The organism is Pseudoalteromonas sp. THAF3 (assembly GCF_009363775.1).
GTDB lineage: Bacteria > Pseudomonadota > Gammaproteobacteria > Enterobacterales > Alteromonadaceae > Pseudoalteromonas > Pseudoalteromonas ruthenica.
Map to the genome: position 1 here is coordinate 1,233,150 of NZ_CP045418.1, position 16,075 is coordinate 1,249,224.

The following is a 16,075-nucleotide window of genomic DNA, read 5'->3' on the forward strand; positions in this document are numbered from 1 at the left end:
TGAAGTAGAATAAAACGTAATAATAAAAAAGACGTAGGCGCGCTGCTGTGAAAATCATCCTTTATTTAGCTATTTCACTGTTAAGCCTAAGCAGTTTCGCCAATCAAGTCCCCAAAAACATTCCTAGTAATGTTCCCCTAAGTCACTACTTTGCCGAAACCTGGGATACCCGTGATGGTTTGCCTCACAACAGTGTCAATGCCCTAGCTCAAACTCCCGATGGTTATGTCTGGGTGGGGACATGGGAAGGTGTTGCCCGTTTTAATGGCCGCACTTTTAAGCTTTTTACTCGCGGCGTTCTCACCGGGTTGCCCGATTCAGGGATCCGCAGCCTCAATGTCGATAAAGCGACTCAACAGCTCTATGTAGCTGGCTCTCGGGGTGGGATCAGCGTGGTCGAGCGCGAGCGTTGGCAAGCACTTAAACCGGCACAAACGATGGTGAATTTTGCCGTGCGCAGTGGTGATGGCGCCTTGTGGCTGGCGCTAGAAGATGGCGGCTTGGTGCGCAGAACACAACAGGGCGACGAGCAAAATTTGCTGCCGAATGTCAGTGCCTATCAAGTCTTCGAGCAACAAGAAGGGCGAATTTGGGCAGCAACAAATAACGGCCTTTATTACTATGAAGACGGAGCCATGCACAGTGCTGACAGTGATAACAGCGCTATTACCGGCGCCATTTATTCGTTGGCTGAAGACCGTGATGGGGCGTTATTGGTTGGCACCGAGCAGGGTGTATGGCGTTATGTAAATAATGAATTTACGTTGCTACACAACGCTCTAGCAGACGATTCTGTGTCGAGTATTTTGGTTGATTTTCGTGGTGACATTTGGCTTGGCACCATTAATCAAGGGGTATTTCGCTTCAGCGAGTATGGGCTGGAAAAGTTGGATGCCAATGTTGGCCTACCAAGCAATCGCATTTTATCGCTGCTTGAAGATAATGAACACAGTATTTGGATTGGCACCAACGGGGGACTTTTTCGCTTGCGGCAAGCACCCTTTACCACCGTCAATACCGCACGCGGGCTCTCAGGAGATTATGTGCGTAGTGTGCTCTCGCACACTGATGGAGCGCTCTACATTGGTACCAGTAACGGCTTAAACCGCTACACACAAGGACAGGTGGAGCAAATTTCATCTCCCCTAGATGCGCCCATTTCTGTACTTTCACTCACGAGTAGCCAACGTGGTGGTGTGTATGTCGGTACCTATACCAGCGGGTTGATGTATTTTGACGGCCAACGTCTGACAACAGTGATTAACCGGGATACGGGTCTGCCGAGCAACGAAGTAAGGGCCCTTCACGAGCAAGCTGACGGCACGTTATGGATTGGCACTGCGGGTGGCCTTGTGCGTATGAAAAACGCCGAAGAAGTAACAACCTTGACCGATAAGCAAGGTCTGCCCGGTAACTTTATTATGGCGTTAGCGCAAGATAAACAACAGCGACTGTGGATAGGCACCGGGGTCGGTGTTGCTTTTTATCACCAAGGGCAGTTTACCACCTTGCCGTTGCGCGAGCATTTCGATGCCGACTACGCATTTGGGTTTTTAGTTCAGGATGACGCACTGTGGATGGCCACCGATCGCGGGCTGCTCCATTATGATTATCAAAGTCATCGTCTGCGCAAGCTCGGTCGAGAGCAAGGGGTACCGGTTGATAAGCTGTTTGCCGTTGTAAACGATAAGTATGATCACTTGTGGCTTTCCAGTAACCGAGGTGTGATCCGCATAAGTCAAGCTCATGTGATGGCTTCCCTTGATAGCGAGGATGCTCAATTAGAATTCACCTTATTTGATGAAGGTGATGGCATGCTTAGCTCACAAGCCAACGGCGGCTCCCAATACCCAGCAGTGCGCCATCATGATGACAGCGTTTGGATTGCGACAGCGCGTGGTGCAGCGGTGGTCGACCCAGCGAAGTTGGTTCGTATGGCCAGTGTCTCACTGCCGGTGAGCATCGAGAGTATTGGTTTTGACGATGAGCAAGGCTTTCTACCTAACCTTGATAAAACGTCGTTAACGGTGCCTTCAGAAGCAGACCGTTTATCTATTGCCTATGCTGGTTTAGGCTTTATTATGCCGGAGCGCATTGAGTATCAAACTAAGCTCAAAGGCTTTGATGATAACTGGATAAATCGCGGTAACCTCACACTAACCGAATACACTAATTTACCGCCCGGTAATTACGAGTTTCATGTGCGGGCGCGTTATCCTTATAGCGAGTGGCCCGCATCTGCGGCAAGCTTTCATTTCACCATTACCCCTAAGTTTTGGCAAACACTCAGCTTTAAAGTCGCAATGATTGTGGTGTTGGCATTGGCACTATTTACCCTATATCGTTTGCGCTTTTTACACCTTAAGCGCAGCGAAGCTCAGTTAAAGTTAAGGGTGCAGGCGCAAACTCGCAGCCTAGCGGAGCAAGCTAAAGCCTTTGAACATCAAGCGACGCATGATCAACTCACCGGGGTGGCGAATCGTCGTGCCTTTGACAAATGGTTGATAGCGCATTTTGAGCAAGCTAAACAGCAACAACAACCTCTAAGCTTAGCGATCATTGATATTGATCACTTCAAAAACATCAATGATAAATACTCGCACATGGTCGGTGATAAAGTGATCACCGAAGTGGCTAACCTCATTCATCATTGTGCGCCGCAAGAGGCGATGTTTGCTCGCTGGGGTGGGGAGGAGTTCACATTGCTACTGCCTGGGTTCAGTTTACATGAGGCGCAAGTCTGCGCCGAGCGTATCCGGGTATTGATATCCGGCCATGATTACTCGGCGCTTGCCGATGGGGTGCATATTACCGTGAGTATCGGCGTTGCCGACAGTCAAGGCGCACAGGACTATGACCGAATGCTCGCCCAAGCGGATAACGCCTTATATCAAGCGAAGCAGGGCGGTAGAAACCAAGTTGTGGTGTACCAAAAGCCAATGCCCTAGCGGATATCCACAAGCTTACTGGCTTTTTTATATTGAATTTTAAGGCCACTCCACGCCGGTAACTCCCAGCGCTTGGGTGGGTCTTTGCGCTCGCCGCTGTGGTAATGGGCGATTAACCGCTTAGCGCGAAAGTGATATTCGATGTTGAGTACCATACTCGGGAGCGTGACTTGCAAGGGAAAGCGCTCATTAAAGTCTTTCGCATGCCAAGGGTCAATGCCCTGATAGTGCAGATCCTCGGCCTCGATTAACTGCACATCCTCTTGGTTTTGCACACCCAGGGAATGTAAACGCTCAGCGATAAAGGTATCGGCATCCATATCAATGGCTGGTTGTTGATGGTAAGCCTGATACAAATTATGCTGAGCAATAGCCTGCGATATCTGCTCATAGCTGCCGGCGAATAACTGGTTGTCACGCATAAGCGCAACCACGCTGGCGCTTAGATGTTGGCCATCGACGCGCTGATGCCTTGACCCTAACTCGACTCCCGCATAGCTGTGGATAATTTCAGCACGAATTTCTCCCTCCGGGCACTGCTCGTCAACATACCAATAACACTGGCCTAGGGTGGTGTCGTAAGGGACAGCTTGGCGCACCTGGGATAATTGCATTGGCGCACACATGGTTGCTAAGGTGTCGGCGTGCTTTTTACCGCGCCCGGCTAAGGAAAATGTTGCCAGTACCAGCGCCGCATTGCTGTTGTGTTGAAGCAGTGAGCTTTTTGCGGGACGCACTTCATCTTCGCCATTGGCAAAGCTGCCACGGCGATTATCGCGTTTTACATAGACACAGTGTGGGTTTAGCTCGGCGATGGCCTCGACTAGGGTGGCATGTTGGTATCGCGCTGCTTTATCGAGCTCTGGTAATTGATAGGCATGGCGTAAATAGTTGGCATAGGTGCGCGCTTCGCTAAGCGCCTCGCTATTGATAGTGAGTATGTGCTGTGCAGCGCCGCCACGGACCACGGCGATATGCAGCGCGAGGTCGCACAGGGCATACTGCTCACCGAGTTGCGCTTGCAGTTGTTCACGCTCACTGCTGCTTGGCGGCGAAAATAGCGCCGCTGGGGTGGCGATGGCGGCGGCCAAGTCAATCATTGCTTGGCGCAATACATTGCTGGGCATGTTGTGGATCAGCATACCTAAATCAGCATCCACAGGAAGTGGGTAAATGGTTTTACCCAACGCCGTGGCCAAGCCGTCTGCGGTTACGGCCCCTAAGCGTTGTAATTTTGTCATCGCTCGTTGCAAAGACGAGCCCGGCGGCGCGGTTAGCAGCGGTAAATCATCCACGGCAATACCGGCGCAAGCACTGGCTAGCACGAGTTCGTCTAATGCTTCACGTTCGACCTCTACCGGCGTGGTGCTGAGCAAGGGCGCATGCTCACCAAATAAGCGAATATACAGCCCAGGTGCAATGCGTCCACAGCGGCCCATACGTTGGCGCATGGAGTCTTGAGCTATGGCGTCAAGGCCGAGTACGGTTTTCCCCTTGCGAAGATGCGTGCGGCGCTCAAGCCCGGAATCGATAACACATTCGACCCCAGGCACGGTGAGCGAGGTTTCGGCCACGTTAGTGGCAAAAATAATGCGTCGCTGCGGCCCTTGGCGCAGCGCTCGCTGTTGCTCTTGTAGCGGGCTGGAGCCATGGAGAGAAATACACTCAGCGGGTAAATCCTGACAGGCGCTGACGCACGCAGCTATCTCAGCGCGACCGGGTAAAAACACCAAAATATCAGCGCCACTGTTGTCCAGCGCATAGACACAGGCTTGGCGCACACGCGCCGCTAAATCTTGTGAGCTGGGCATCGCTCTGGCGTTGCTGGCGAAGGTGTGGCTGCTGATAGGGTAGGTACGGCCATGGCTTGTGAGCGTTTTGGTGGTGAGATAAGCGCTTAAAGCACGGTCATCTAAGGTCGCGGAGGTGAGTATCAGGCGGTGCTCGCCATGGTGTTTCAACAGCGCCAACAGTAAATCGGTATCCCAGCGGCGCTCGTGAAACTCATCCAGCATGACCACGTCAAAATCAGCGAGCTGTTGCTCGAAAAACCACCTTAGTGCGACCCCAGGGGTGGCAAACACAACCTTGGTTTGGGCCGCCATTTTAGCCTCAAAGCGAATCGCGTAGCCGATGCGTTGTCCTGGTTTTTGCTGGCATTGCTCAGCCAAATAGTTCGCCAACGAGGTGGCAGCGATACGCCGTGGTTGCACAACCAAAACACGCCCTTGTGTGCTTGCCCATAGCGGTAAATTGGTGGACTTACCGCTGCCGGTTGGCGCATGAACAATTACATTTTGCTGCCTAAGTGTTGATAAAAACTGATCTTTTATTGCCTCGATTGGTAATGTCATAGGATACAAATAATGTTGTTTAAGCTTGTAGAGGAATTGAAAATTAGCGCCAGCGGTCATATTAACATGTAATAGCGCCAAGGAATTACCCGATGTTAAACCTGATACTGTTGATTTTGCTAATTGTGTTTGTGGTAGCGTATTGGCAATGGGACCATGTCCGCCTCAAGCGCTGGCAGCGGCGATACCATGATGCCGGGCTCAGCCAGGAGCAGCAGATTTTTTTGCAGCGGGCTATGCCCATTTATAACGCCATGACCGATGCCGATAGAGCCAAGCTTGAGCGTCATATCTGTTGGTTTTTGGGCGAAAAACGGTTTCTTGGTCGCGATGGTTTAGAGGTTAATGAGGCGATGAAACTGGTGGTGGCCGCCGATGCCTGCCTGTTGGTGCTCAATAAACCTTGGCCTTTGTACCCAAATGTTAAAGAAATCTTGCTCTATCCCAGTGCTTATTACGCCAATGTCACCCAGCGTGATGTCGCCGGTTTGGTGAGTTATCATCAAGTGGTGCGTGAGGGCGAGTCGTGGCCCGGTGGCACCTTGGTACTCAGCTGGCACGATGTGCTCGAGGGCAATCGCCTCCCGGAAGATGGCCATAACTTGGTGTTTCACGAATTTGCACACCAGTTAGATCAGGTAACAGGCAGCACCAATGGTACGCCGCAGCTAGCAAATAAGGCCGCGTATCAACGCTGGGGCGAGGTGTTCTCGCGCGCCTTTACTAAGCTAAAAAGCCATGTTGCTTACAATATGCCCCATGTAATGCACAGCTACGGGGCCACCAATGAGGCTGAGTTTTTTGCTGTGGCCACCGAAACTTTTATCGAAAAACCCATGGCGATGCGGCAGTTTGATGCTGAGCTATTTCATATCCTCAAAGATTATTACCAATTCGACCCCAGTGACTGGCAAAAAGCCTAGCCGCTTGGCCAGTCTGTCTTTGATTTTTGCCCATTAGCCTAATCTTGCTTTCCCTTTGCGTTGGTTTTTGCTTAAGTAAGGGCGATAACTCATAAAATAATAAGAGACCCACAGATGAAGACTCCACTATACAGTGCTTTAGCACTGGCGGTTTCGCTGGCTTTACCGGTTAGCGCCGAGCAAGAAGAAAAACAACAATGGCAAGTAGATAAGCCTCAGGGTGAATTTGTCGATGCCAATATCAACGTCACTCAAGGTACCTGGGTGAATGTCGATGTCAGCCCCGACGGCCAGACCTTAGTATTTGATTTGCTCGGTGATATTTACACCATGCCGATAAGCGGTGGAGAGGCGACACAGTTGACCTCGGATATTGGCTGGCAAATGCAGCCTCGCTTTAGCCCAGATGGCAAGCATATTGCGTTCACCTCAGATCAAGGTGGCGGCGACAATATCTGGATTATGAACATCGATGGCTCGGAGCAAACGCAGGTGACCAAAGAGTCATTTCGCTTGCTTAACAGCCCGGCGTGGAGCCCCGATGGTGACTTTATTGTTGCCCGTAAGCACTTTACGGCAAGCCGTTCGTTGGGTGCCGGGGAAGTATGGATGTATCACAAAGCCGGGGGCTCGGGCGTACAGCTAACAGAGCGCCCCAATGATCAGAAAGATTTAGGCGAACCCGCATTCTCACCGGATGGCCGCTATGTGTATTTCTCACAGGACGCCACCCCAGGTAAAACCTTCCACTACTCCAAAGACTCGGTACAGGGCATCTACAAAATTAAGCGCTATGACCGCGAAACAGGTGACATAGAAACCATTTTAAGCGGCCCCGGTGGTGCAATTCGGCCCACGCCTTCTCCCGATGGCAAAACGTTGGCCTACATTAAGCGTGATGATTTTCAAAGCACCCTGTATTTATACGATTTAGAGTCGGGCAAAGAAACCAAGCTGTACGATAAGCTTGAGCGTGATATGCAAGAGACTTGGGCAATTCACGGGGTTTATCCTAGCATGGCTTGGACTCCTGACAACGAGTCATTGGTGTTTTGGGCCGGGGGTAAAATCCACAAGCTTGATGTGCAAAGCGGTGAGAGTTCAGAAATCGCTTTTGCAGTAAACACCAGTAAATCCATCCAAAAAGCGGTGCGTGTAACCCAGCAGTTAGACTCCTCAGAATTTGACGTAAAAATGCTGCGCAATGTGCAGGTATCACCCGATGGTGAAACCGCCATTTTTGAAGCCATGGGTCATATTTACAAGCGCGACCTTGAATCAGGGAAAGTGCAGCGCCTAACACGCCAAGACGATCATTTTGAATTCTTCCCGACCTTTTCTCGCGACGGTAAAAAGATTGCCTACGTCACCTGGGATGACGAAAAACAAGGCAGTGTTCGCGTGGTCTCGGCGCGCTCAGGTCGCGGTGATACGCTGACCACTCAGCCGGGTAAATATGTCGAGCCGGCGTTCAGCCCCGACGGAGAAACCGTGGTATTTAGAAAATCTTCGGGTAGCAGTTTACTTGCCCCGCAGTGGTCGTTGAAAGCAGGTATCTATGCGGTGGATAGTGATGGTGATGAGCAGCCAGAGCTTATTACTGAGCATGGCTATCAGCCACAGTTTGGTAAAGCCAACGACCGTATCTATGTGATGAGCCCGTGGCCAAAACCAACTTTGAGTGTGGTTGAGCTGGAAAGTAAAAAAATCCGCAAGCTGTATGAATCTGAGCATGCCACTGAGTTTCGTATTTCACCAAACGGGGAGTACTTGGCGTTTGCTGAGCGTTTTAAAGTGTTCGTGACGCCTTTTGTTGAACGTGGCAAAACCATTAATATCGGCCCTAAAGACAGCCAGTTCCCAATAGAGCAGTTATCTGTGCGTGCTGGTGAAAATATCAGTTGGAGTGGTGCAAGTGATAGGCTTTACTGGAGTTTAGGGCCCGAGCTTTATCATGCCTCACTGGCGGGTATTTTTAATATTCAAAGCGATGAGAACGCCGACTTTAAAGTAGAAAGCGGCGATAATATTGGTTTTAAACAAACCATGGCAGAGCCACAGGGCATGATAGCGCTGGTGGGAGCAAAAGTGATCACCATGCAGGGCGATAAAGTCATTGATAATGGCGTGGTGCTGACCGATGGTAAGCACATCAAAGCGGTTGGCAGTCAAGACCAGGTAGAGATTCCACAAGATGCTGAAGTGATTGATGTCAGCGGTAAAACCATTATGCCGGGGATCATCGATGCGCACGCGCATGGCGCTCAAGGCAGTGACGAAATTATTCCTGAGCAAAACTGGAAAAACCTAGCCGGTTTATCCCTGGGAGTCACCACGATTCACGACCCCAGCAACGATACCACGGAAATTTTCGCTGCCAGTGAGATGCAAAAGGCCGGTAAAATCGTTGCACCACGTATTTTCTCCACAGGGACCATCCTGTACGGAGCAAACATGCCAGGGTATACCTCCCATGTTGACTCCCTTGATGATGCGAAATTCCACCTTCAGCGTCTGCAGAAAGTCGGTGCGTTTAGTGTGAAGTCGTACAACCAACCGCGTCGCGATCAGCGCCAACAAGTGATTGCCGCCGGTCGAGAGCTTGGTATGATGGTTGTCCCTGAAGGGGGTTCTCTGTTGCAGCATAATCTGACTATGGTGGTTGATGGCCACACCACGATTGAGCACTCCATTCCGGTTGCCAATATTTATGATGATATTCGCCAGTTATGGTCGCAAAGTGATGTTGCCTACACCCCCACGTTGGGCGTGGCGTATGGCGGTATCTGGGGGGAGAACTACTGGTACGATAAAACCGATGTGTGGAATCATCCACGGTTAAGTAAATTTGTGCCAAAGAATCAGTTGCTCCCAAGAGCGATGCGCCGTACCAAGGCGCCCGATCACCACTACAATCACTTTAACAATGCGCGGGTTGCAGCACAGTTGCAAGACCAAGGGGTGCTGGTGAATGTTGGCGCGCATGGTCAACGTGAAGGCTTGGCGGCACACTGGGAAATGTGGATGTTTGCACAAGGCGGTATGAGTCCGTTAGAGGTGATCCGCACAGCCACCATAGATCCGGCGAAAACCTTAGGTCTAGAAAATAACCTGGGCTCGCTAGAGGCAGGCAAGTTAGCGGATCTCATCGTTATTGACGGCGACATTCTAAGTGATATTCGTCAAAGCGATAAGGTACGTTACACCATGATCAATGGACGTTTGTTTGATGCTGCAACCATGAACGAAGTCGGCGAGCCGGCACGCGCTCCGCTGCACTTCGAATAAGTCCTGTCGCAGCAATGCTACTTGAGCCCGTCATCGACGGGCTTTTTTGTGGGTATCGCGTCGCTGCAGATAAGCATTAAGTGCTGTGGGCTACAAAGTGACTGGAGAGTTGTCTCTGTATTAACTACACTGCAAACAGAACCCACAGGGAAGGACAAGCCAAGATGAAACGCTTCACTATCACAGCTATCTTGCTGCTCATTGGTGGCTGCGCGCAACAGCCCCGCTCAGATGATGTTAATGTACTCACCAAGGCGTGTGTTGGTAGCACTGCACTGCCAGCGCAGTGGCAAGGCCAGTTTCGCGCGGTCGACAACCCCGAACTGCTGCAATCGGCGCTGGGTGAGCCACAACAAGGAAAGCTCTGCCAAGGTCAGGTGTATGAAAGCACACAGCCTGCGACAGTGATTTTGTATCGCGCGTATAACAGCACGAACCCAAATAGCCGCTTCGGGAGCTGGTGGGCTTGGGCAAAACCCAGTGGCACGGTCAGCGAATACCGCGCCAACTATGAAATTTGCTACCAATGGTCGCCGCTAGATAAGTTAGTACGCTGTGAGCTTAAACCCGGCGTACAAGTGGTGGTGGGCAATGGCCAAAGTGCACAATGCTCTGAGTATTTACGCTATGACGTATCGGCGGTGCAGCAAGTTTTCATAGCCGATGCCGATGACGCTGTGCACAATTGCAGTGATTTCAATGCTGTAATGCAGTGGCAGCCGATACAAAGGTAAGCGGTCATAATAAAGGGAAAAGGATAACACCAGACTAGAGTATAGGTCTTGGGTGTTATCCTTTTACTAACAAAATACATGTATTATTTATTTAAAATGAGAGTTTATTTTTAAATTAACAATACTGGAGCCTTTAATTATTTAACCCACAATACAACCCAAGTAATAGCTATTATAAAGGGGTCGAAGTTGAGATTTTTTGGTGCTGTTATGATGCAAAGCCTCTTTCAATATCACGGAACGTCCATTGTCCTTTAGCGTCGGCAATATCAATAAGCTCACAGGCTTTTTTGTTCCATGCGGCGAGACAAGCAATGTAGTTGGTTAGTTGATAGTAGGCGCGATCTGGGGCATCAGGGCGAATTCGTGATACCGAGTAAGCAGAGTAAGTCGCACCGCTGCCAAGCCAAGTGACGATGGATGAAGCAACGCCTCCACCTGGCACAACAAAGCCTGCGGTGGTGGTCACTAGACCCAAAATAGTCGCCGCTTTTTCAACACCGTGTCCTGCTTTGGTAATGTCGTCACTGAGAATAGGGTGTAATAACGCGAGTAGGTTAGTGGCCTGCGGTTGGTGGCTCGCTACGGCAACATCGTCGGAGGTTTTTGGAGCATTGCCAGGTGCTGAGCTGCCGCCGCGCATAGCTGGCAATAAGGTGTTAAAAGCTTTCTGACTGTTATTACTGGCGGAGAAGGTCACTGATTGCGTACTTAAGCCTCCGGCTTTTACGCGCTTTTGATCTTTAGGTGTAATAGTGGATTTGTAGGTGCGTTGCAAACGACGATAAACAGCAGCGCTGCACTGTGTCATCTGTATCGCTAATGCGGCTTGGTCTTTAAATTCACGGCCTATGGCACGTTCAGCCAGCTTAGTTAACTGGGCTTTTTTCTTTTGCACCAGTTGTCCCACGATAATATCCATAAAATATATCCTTATACAAATATAAAACGCGATGAATATTACCATGAGTTTATGGGGGTGGATATTTAAATTGTTAGCTATTTTATTCTCGTTTTATTAAGTTGGCCTTGTCTCTATATTTGACCGTTGCGTTGCGACAGCCTAAGTAAGTCGGGGTCATTGCGTATCGAGTTTCATACAACAGTACCTGAGGAGTATCACCAGTGCGCTCAGTTTGCCGGCGATACATGCTTAGTTCACGTTTTGACTATTACACTGAGCGTTTCGTAGCAAGGAGAGAGCAGTATGTTCAAAAGTGTCATTGCCGTGGTGTTATTAGTTGTTTTATCAGGCTGCGCCAATCACTTGCCTGCTGAAAAAGGAGCTGTGCAGCAGGGCCTCGCGTCTTATTATCATGATAAGTACCATGGGCGCACTACCGCTAGCGGCGAGCGTTTTGAGCAAACAGCTCTGAGTGCAGCCCACCGGAACCTTCCTTTCGGTAGCAAAGTAAAAGTCACCAATATCAATAATGGGCGCTCAGTTGTAGTACGGATAAATGACAGAGGCCCGTTTGTTTCAGGGCGCATCATAGACTTGAGCCGTCGTGCATTTACGCACATCAGCAATTTGTCTGCCGGCGTGATTGCCGTAGAGGTAGAAGTGCTCAGTGAGCCCTAAGCGGTGGTAAACTCACTATAACCCTGTACATCAACCTCCTTGTGGTTGAGCTGCTCAACGTGAGCCGTTTGCGGGCCCTGCTCTAACCAAGTAAGTAAGGAAGTTAATGCTGCCTTATCCCCCTCTGCGTGGACTTCAACGCGACCATCATCAAGATTTTTGGCGTAACCAGTAATATTAAGAGCCTGTGCTTGGCGGGCAGTGTTAGCACGGAAATACACGCCCTGAACTTTGCCACTTACCCAAGCTCGAAATGCGTATGTCATCATCTCTCCTCAAAAAAGGCGGCTACGCCGCCTAACGAATCATTAATGAACTTTCTTAAGGTAGTCTAGAATTTGTCCCTCATTAGCGCCAATCACATCTTTAGCGAGGGTCTTATCTATCAGTTCGGTGGTGTGTTTATTGAGCTCACCGCGTAGCTTGCCTAAAAAGCCCGACTCAGCAATCAGTTCGATACGATATACTTTGTCGTTTTTACGTTTGTCGTCAAGCCACTTGGCAATATCTGCGGCAAAGCGTTGCGCTTCTATATCAACCGCATCTTTTCGACTCATGGCATCGACACCTTGCACTTGCTTTGCCGGGGCGCTTTGACGGCCCGCACGGTCAGTATAAATATCTTGCTCGTCTGAGCGTGCGAAGGGGTTTGACCAATGGGCTTGTAGCTCCAACTCGGTGGAATGATTACGTAAGGCAAAAATTTGTGCTTCACTGTGGTTGGCAACCACCACATAAGAACGACCAATCATATCAATCTCCTTTTTTGCGAGCCAAAAACTTGGCCCTTACTATAGAGCTTGGAATGGATGGGGAGTTTTTCAACCCTAAGAAGTAAAGATTGTTGTTTTTCTCCGGCTGTGTTCAACTTAAACTGATTTATGAATAACTTAGCCCTTTAATGAGATGTGGGTGCCGATACATAGCATACACTTAGGAGAGACAATGACAGGGAAACGAGGTACAGGGGGTTGGCTTTTTGGGGCCGCGCTCATCATAGCCATGCCGGTTGCGGCAGAGCCAAGCTTCAGTGAGCAATTAGTTAGTGCCGCCAACGAGCGGACTCAAGCGGACGTGACCTATGATGGTCGCTATATTGCTATTGATTACCCTGGGGGGGATGTTCCTGCTGGGATTGGTGTATGTACGGATGTAGTGATACGCAGTTATCGAGCCTTAGGCATCGATCTGCAGCAGTTGGTGCATGAGGATATGGAGCATAACTTTGATGCCTATCCATCCCAGAGAATTTGGGGGTTAACTCGCCCGGACAGCAATATTGACCATCGTCGCGTGCCAAATTTACGTGCTTTTTTTACTCGTCACGGACAGAGTCTGAGAGTGAGTGATGACGGTAACAATTATAAACCTGGTGATATTGTTTCATGGATGCTACCAGGAAACTTGCCGCATATTGGTATTGTCAGCGAGCAACGCAATGAGCTGGGACAGCCTTTAATTATCCATAATATTGGCGCTGGCCCGCAAGTGACAGATATTCTTTTTCAGTACCCTATTACCGGTCACTATCGCTATGGTGGTGACGGCCTAGGTGAATAACGAGCACAAAAAAAAGCCGCTCTGAAGCGGCTTTTCTTTATTATTGAAAGCTTACACTACGCCGCGAGGTAGGCGACAGTCGTGATCTTTCTCAGCCAGTTGCTTAATCCAAAGCTCTTCTGCGGTGTAACCTTCTTCATTAGGTTTAGCCACAGTGAACGCTGCTTTCTTCTCAGCTGGTTTTGCCTTAGGAGCGGCTTTCTTAGTCGTTGTTTTCTTGCTCGCTTTGGCCGGTGCTTTGGTCTCTGCTTTGGCGACTTCTTCTGTTTTACCAGAAGTGAGTTCTTCAGTTAGCGCAGCTACATCGGCAAGGCGCATGTTCTTTCCGCCGTCAATGCTATACCAGCCAGGCTTAGTGGTGATTTCTGGCTTTTTGCCATGGGCTGCTTCATAGGCAGCTTCAAAAGCAGCTAACACTTCTGTTTTGTCTAGTTTACTCATCAAAAGGTCCTAGTCGTTAACGCAGGTTAATTTTATTACAAGTTTATAGTTATACCCATTTGCGCTGAGTTTTTCAATTTTTTGTGCCTAAACACCGAATTTTCTTTATTTTTACCGGTGTTCACGGGACAATTTGGGAATATTTGTGGTTAACAGGGGGTAATATGCACCGTAAAGAGCTCGCACAGATCCTTGAACAAACATTAATGGCACAGCCAATCAAAGATTTTTGCCCCAATGGGCTGCAGGTTGAAGGGCGTGCGCACATCAATAAGGTGGTCACGGGTGTGACTGCGAGTCAGGCACTGGTTGATAAAGCCGTGGCCCTCGAAGCTGATGCATTAATTGTTCATCATGGCTATTTTTGGAAGGGTGAATCACAAGCCATTACCGGCATGAAAAAGCGCCGCATTGAGGCGCTGCTCAGCGCCGGTATCAATCTGTTTGCGTATCATTTGCCTTTGGATATCCACCCCCAACTAGGCAACAATGCGCAGCTAGCACAGTTGTTGGATATTGAAATTCAAGGGCCCATGGAAAGTGGTCCAAGTAGTGTGCCGGTGTGGGGGCGTTTGCGCACGCCGCTGTCTGGGCAGGCTTTTGCTGATAAAATTGCCAATGTCTTATCCCGAACGCCGCTGGCTTCTGTGGTACGCGATGAGGTGATTGAAACTGTTGGTTTGTGCACCGGCGGTGGGCAAGGCTATATAGATTTGGCGGCGAGTCTGGGACTGGATGCGTATCTAACCGGGGAGGCTTCGGAGCAAACTATTCACAGCTCCCGAGAGCAAGGAGTGGATTTCTTCGCAGCCGGGCACCATGCCACTGAGCGCTATGGCGCCAAAGCCCTAGGTGAATTTTTAGCGCGTGAGCATCATCTGGATGTCACCTTTATCGATATTGATAATCCAGTATAGCCACGGTTATTGCTGCGCCAGCATGTTGTGCAACAATTGCTGCAAGAGATAGCGGCGGTCGGTGGCGCTGTAGCGTGCCTGCAGATATAAAAACATGGTTTGGGTGTCTGTGTGCTCTCCTAATGTTTGCCAGATACTATCAAGATAGTGAGTTGTTAAGGTCTCGGGAATGGGCAGCGGCTGCTTAGCAAACCCCAAGGCAAGCAGCTGCGCGAGTTTATCGTTGGCCTCACTAAAGTGTTGCTCAATGCGTTGCAGCTCCTCATTGAGTTGCTGCTCTGCTTTACTCAAGGTGGCGGCAACGAAAGCCCGTTTGCCTTTACGTTTACTGCGACTATGGCTTTGTACGGATGGATCTTGATAGCCATCGTCGCAGGCTTCAATCAGCCCGCGTAATGAACTCAGTGTACTGACTAAAGGGCTGCGCAAAGGTGCTAGCTTGACTTCCGTGTTTTTCAACCATTGCGCAGCATCAACAACATAGCTGGACTCCTGCGCCAGGTATTTGTCACTGAGTGCGGGTAACAACATTAATTGTGTGATAATGGTTTCTTTGAGAACGGATTGCATGGCCGTTACTCCGGCATCAGTTTGTTCTTGGTCTGGCCGTTCTCAAGGCCTGTGGCCCATTCTAAGCCTTCTTCACGAATAGTGATATTAAGACGAATGCTATTTTGAGGCGTGGCGGTCTCTTTTACTTCGGAGCTGACCACGCTGGTTTTTATCGCAGGTGGAGTGGAACACGATTTTAAGGCGATAGCGGAAACATTGTGACGCACCTGCTTATTCACCGCACTGAGACGCTCAAATGGTACTTCTTTATCGGAGCCGCTTTTTTTCAGGGCTTTTTGAAAGGCTTCGTCAACGGCTCTGACCATACTCTCTTTGCTGATCCGCACATCTCCGTTACGTTGGCGCTCTGTTACTTTATCCAATGCGGCACGGGCTTCTCTGTCGAAATTGTGTTGAAAGCTTTTCGTACGACTGAGAATATCTTCATCATCGAGAGCTTGGTTAAAGTGGCTCATCAAGGCTTTGTGAACATTGGCGGGGCTGTCTAATTCGGCATTTTTAGCCGGTATGTGCTGATTAATGGTCAGTGGCATATCTATGGTCAGCTCAGGGACGCGCACCCGAGGTAGACTCATGCCCTCAAGTAAGGGGTGGTCTTTGTAATATTCGGCTACGGCGGCTGTTTCTTCGTCGGCAAGGCGGCGTGCGTGCACTAAGCTTATCATCAGCGATCCTAGCACCTCACTTAATTCACTCATGGCATTTCCCTCTTGGTGAGTTGGATAAGGGGGCGCAGCCTAAGGCTTTGCCCCCTA

Annotated in this window: 14 protein-coding genes; 7 read left to right on the forward strand and 7 right to left on the reverse strand. The window is 49.8% G+C overall.

The window, feature by feature from the left end; translation table 11 throughout:
* Positions 1–47: 47 nt before the first annotated feature.
* Entirely contained in the window at positions 48–2,948 is a 2,901-nt protein-coding gene (locus FIU82_RS05645; protein WP_152440545.1) for a ligand-binding sensor domain-containing diguanylate cyclase, read from the forward strand.
* Here the strand turns inward: FIU82_RS05645 and FIU82_RS05650 are convergent.
* Positions 2,945–5,302, reverse strand: a complete 2,358-nt coding sequence (locus FIU82_RS05650; protein ID WP_152440546.1) for a helicase-related protein — start codon at positions 5,300–5,302, stop codon at positions 2,945–2,947. The two genes, FIU82_RS05645 and FIU82_RS05650, sit on opposite strands and share 4 nt — an antisense overlap.
* 92 nt (positions 5,303–5,394) lie before the next feature.
* Between FIU82_RS05650 and FIU82_RS05655 the strand changes: the two genes are divergently transcribed.
* The 3 genes from FIU82_RS05655 (at position 5,395) to FIU82_RS05665 (ending at position 10,247) form a co-directional block, all read left to right on the forward strand.
* On the forward strand, positions 5,395–6,225 hold the full coding sequence (locus FIU82_RS05655) for a M90 family metallopeptidase (protein WP_022945868.1): 831 nt from the start codon (positions 5,395–5,397) through the stop codon (positions 6,223–6,225).
* A gap of 114 nt (positions 6,226–6,339) precedes the next feature.
* Positions 6,340–9,513 (forward strand): amidohydrolase family protein, encoded by a 3,174-nt coding sequence (locus FIU82_RS05660; RefSeq protein ID WP_152440547.1) that lies wholly within the window; start codon positions 6,340–6,342, stop codon positions 9,511–9,513.
* A gap of 164 nt (positions 9,514–9,677) precedes the next feature.
* The gene (locus tag FIU82_RS05665) at positions 9,678–10,247 is read left to right on the forward strand and encodes a hypothetical protein (RefSeq protein ID WP_152440548.1); all 570 of its coding nucleotides are present in this window, start codon (positions 9,678–9,680) and stop codon (positions 10,245–10,247) included.
* Positions 10,248–10,455: 208 nt separating this feature from the next.
* Here FIU82_RS05665 and FIU82_RS05670 read toward each other — a convergent pair whose 3' ends face one another.
* Positions 10,456–11,169: a hypothetical protein gene (locus tag FIU82_RS05670; protein WP_022945871.1), complete on the reverse strand. Its 714-nt coding sequence runs from the start codon at positions 11,167–11,169 to the stop codon at positions 10,456–10,458.
* A 285-nt stretch (positions 11,170–11,454) separates the two neighbouring features.
* Here FIU82_RS05670 and FIU82_RS05675 point away from each other — a divergent pair, with 285 nt between their 5' ends.
* Positions 11,455–11,829: a septal ring lytic transglycosylase RlpA family protein gene (locus FIU82_RS05675; protein WP_152440549.1), complete on the forward strand. Its 375-nt coding sequence runs from the start codon at positions 11,455–11,457 to the stop codon at positions 11,827–11,829.
* Here the strand turns inward: FIU82_RS05675 and FIU82_RS05680 are convergent.
* Both FIU82_RS05680 and FIU82_RS05685 read right to left on the reverse strand, forming a co-directional pair.
* On the reverse strand, positions 11,826–12,095 hold the full coding sequence (locus FIU82_RS05680) for an acylphosphatase (protein ID WP_138548930.1): 270 nt from the start codon (positions 12,093–12,095) through the stop codon (positions 11,826–11,828). The genes FIU82_RS05675 and FIU82_RS05680 overlap by 4 nt on opposite strands.
* 42 nt (positions 12,096–12,137) lie before the next feature.
* Positions 12,138–12,581: a host attachment family protein gene (locus FIU82_RS05685; RefSeq protein ID WP_152440550.1), complete on the reverse strand. Its 444-nt coding sequence runs from the start codon at positions 12,579–12,581 to the stop codon at positions 12,138–12,140.
* 250 nt (positions 12,582–12,831) lie between these two features.
* Between FIU82_RS05685 and FIU82_RS05690 the strand changes: the two genes are divergently transcribed.
* On the forward strand, positions 12,832–13,389 hold the full coding sequence (locus FIU82_RS05690) for a DUF1287 domain-containing protein (RefSeq protein ID WP_152441465.1): 558 nt from the start codon (positions 12,832–12,834) through the stop codon (positions 13,387–13,389).
* 51 nt (positions 13,390–13,440) lie between these two features.
* On the opposite strand, the gene FIU82_RS05695 is transcribed toward FIU82_RS05690, so the two are convergent.
* A complete protein-coding gene (locus FIU82_RS05695) occupies positions 13,441–13,830 on the reverse strand; it encodes a hypothetical protein (RefSeq protein ID WP_022945876.1) in 390 nt (129 codons plus the stop codon).
* A 164-nt stretch (positions 13,831–13,994) separates the two neighbouring features.
* Here FIU82_RS05695 and FIU82_RS05700 point away from each other — a divergent pair, with 164 nt between their 5' ends.
* Entirely contained in the window at positions 13,995–14,747 is a 753-nt protein-coding gene (locus FIU82_RS05700; protein ID WP_138588935.1) for a Nif3-like dinuclear metal center hexameric protein, read from the forward strand.
* Positions 14,748–14,753: 6 nt separating this feature from the next.
* Here the strand turns inward: FIU82_RS05700 and FIU82_RS05705 are convergent, their stop codons facing one another.
* Positions 14,754–15,317, reverse strand: coding sequence for a hypothetical protein (locus FIU82_RS05705; RefSeq protein WP_053911569.1), 564 nt, complete (start codon positions 15,315–15,317; stop codon positions 14,754–14,756).
* A gap of 5 nt (positions 15,318–15,322) precedes the next feature.
* Positions 15,323–16,018 (reverse strand): amidase, encoded by a 696-nt coding sequence (locus FIU82_RS05710; RefSeq protein ID WP_138509790.1) that lies wholly within the window; start codon positions 16,016–16,018, stop codon positions 15,323–15,325.
* Positions 16,019–16,075: the final 57 nt, after the last annotated feature.

What these genes read in the sequence shown, in the direction of transcription:
- FIU82_RS05650 (WP_152440546.1), bottom strand. Translation starts at nt 5,302, where the DNA reads ATGACATTACCAATCGAGGCAATAAAAGATCAGTTTTTATCAACACTT.
- FIU82_RS05655 (WP_022945868.1), top strand. Translation starts at nt 5,395, where the DNA reads ATGTTAAACCTGATACTGTTGATTTTGCTAATTGTGTTTGTGGTAGCG.
- FIU82_RS05660 (WP_152440547.1), top strand. Translation starts at nt 6,340, where the DNA reads ATGAAGACTCCACTATACAGTGCTTTAGCACTGGCGGTTTCGCTGGCT.
- FIU82_RS05665 (WP_152440548.1), top strand. Translation starts at nt 9,678, where the DNA reads ATGAAACGCTTCACTATCACAGCTATCTTGCTGCTCATTGGTGGCTGC.
- FIU82_RS05670 (WP_022945871.1), bottom strand. Translation starts at nt 11,169, where the DNA reads ATGGATATTATCGTGGGACAACTGGTGCAAAAGAAAAAAGCCCAGTTA.
- FIU82_RS05675 (WP_152440549.1), top strand. Translation starts at nt 11,455, where the DNA reads ATGTTCAAAAGTGTCATTGCCGTGGTGTTATTAGTTGTTTTATCAGGC.
- FIU82_RS05680 (WP_138548930.1), bottom strand. Translation starts at nt 12,095, where the DNA reads ATGACATACGCATTTCGAGCTTGGGTAAGTGGCAAAGTTCAGGGCGTG.
- FIU82_RS05685 (WP_152440550.1), bottom strand. Translation starts at nt 12,581, where the DNA reads ATGATTGGTCGTTCTTATGTGGTGGTTGCCAACCACAGTGAAGCACAA.
- FIU82_RS05690 (WP_152441465.1), top strand. Translation starts at nt 12,832, where the DNA reads ATGCCGGTTGCGGCAGAGCCAAGCTTCAGTGAGCAATTAGTTAGTGCC.
- FIU82_RS05695 (WP_022945876.1), bottom strand. Translation starts at nt 13,830, where the DNA reads ATGAGTAAACTAGACAAAACAGAAGTGTTAGCTGCTTTTGAAGCTGCC.
- FIU82_RS05700 (WP_138588935.1), top strand. Translation starts at nt 13,995, where the DNA reads ATGCACCGTAAAGAGCTCGCACAGATCCTTGAACAAACATTAATGGCA.
- FIU82_RS05705 (WP_053911569.1), bottom strand. Translation starts at nt 15,317, where the DNA reads ATGCAATCCGTTCTCAAAGAAACCATTATCACACAATTAATGTTGTTA.
- FIU82_RS05710 (WP_138509790.1), bottom strand. Translation starts at nt 16,018, where the DNA reads ATGAGTGAATTAAGTGAGGTGCTAGGATCGCTGATGATAAGCTTAGTG.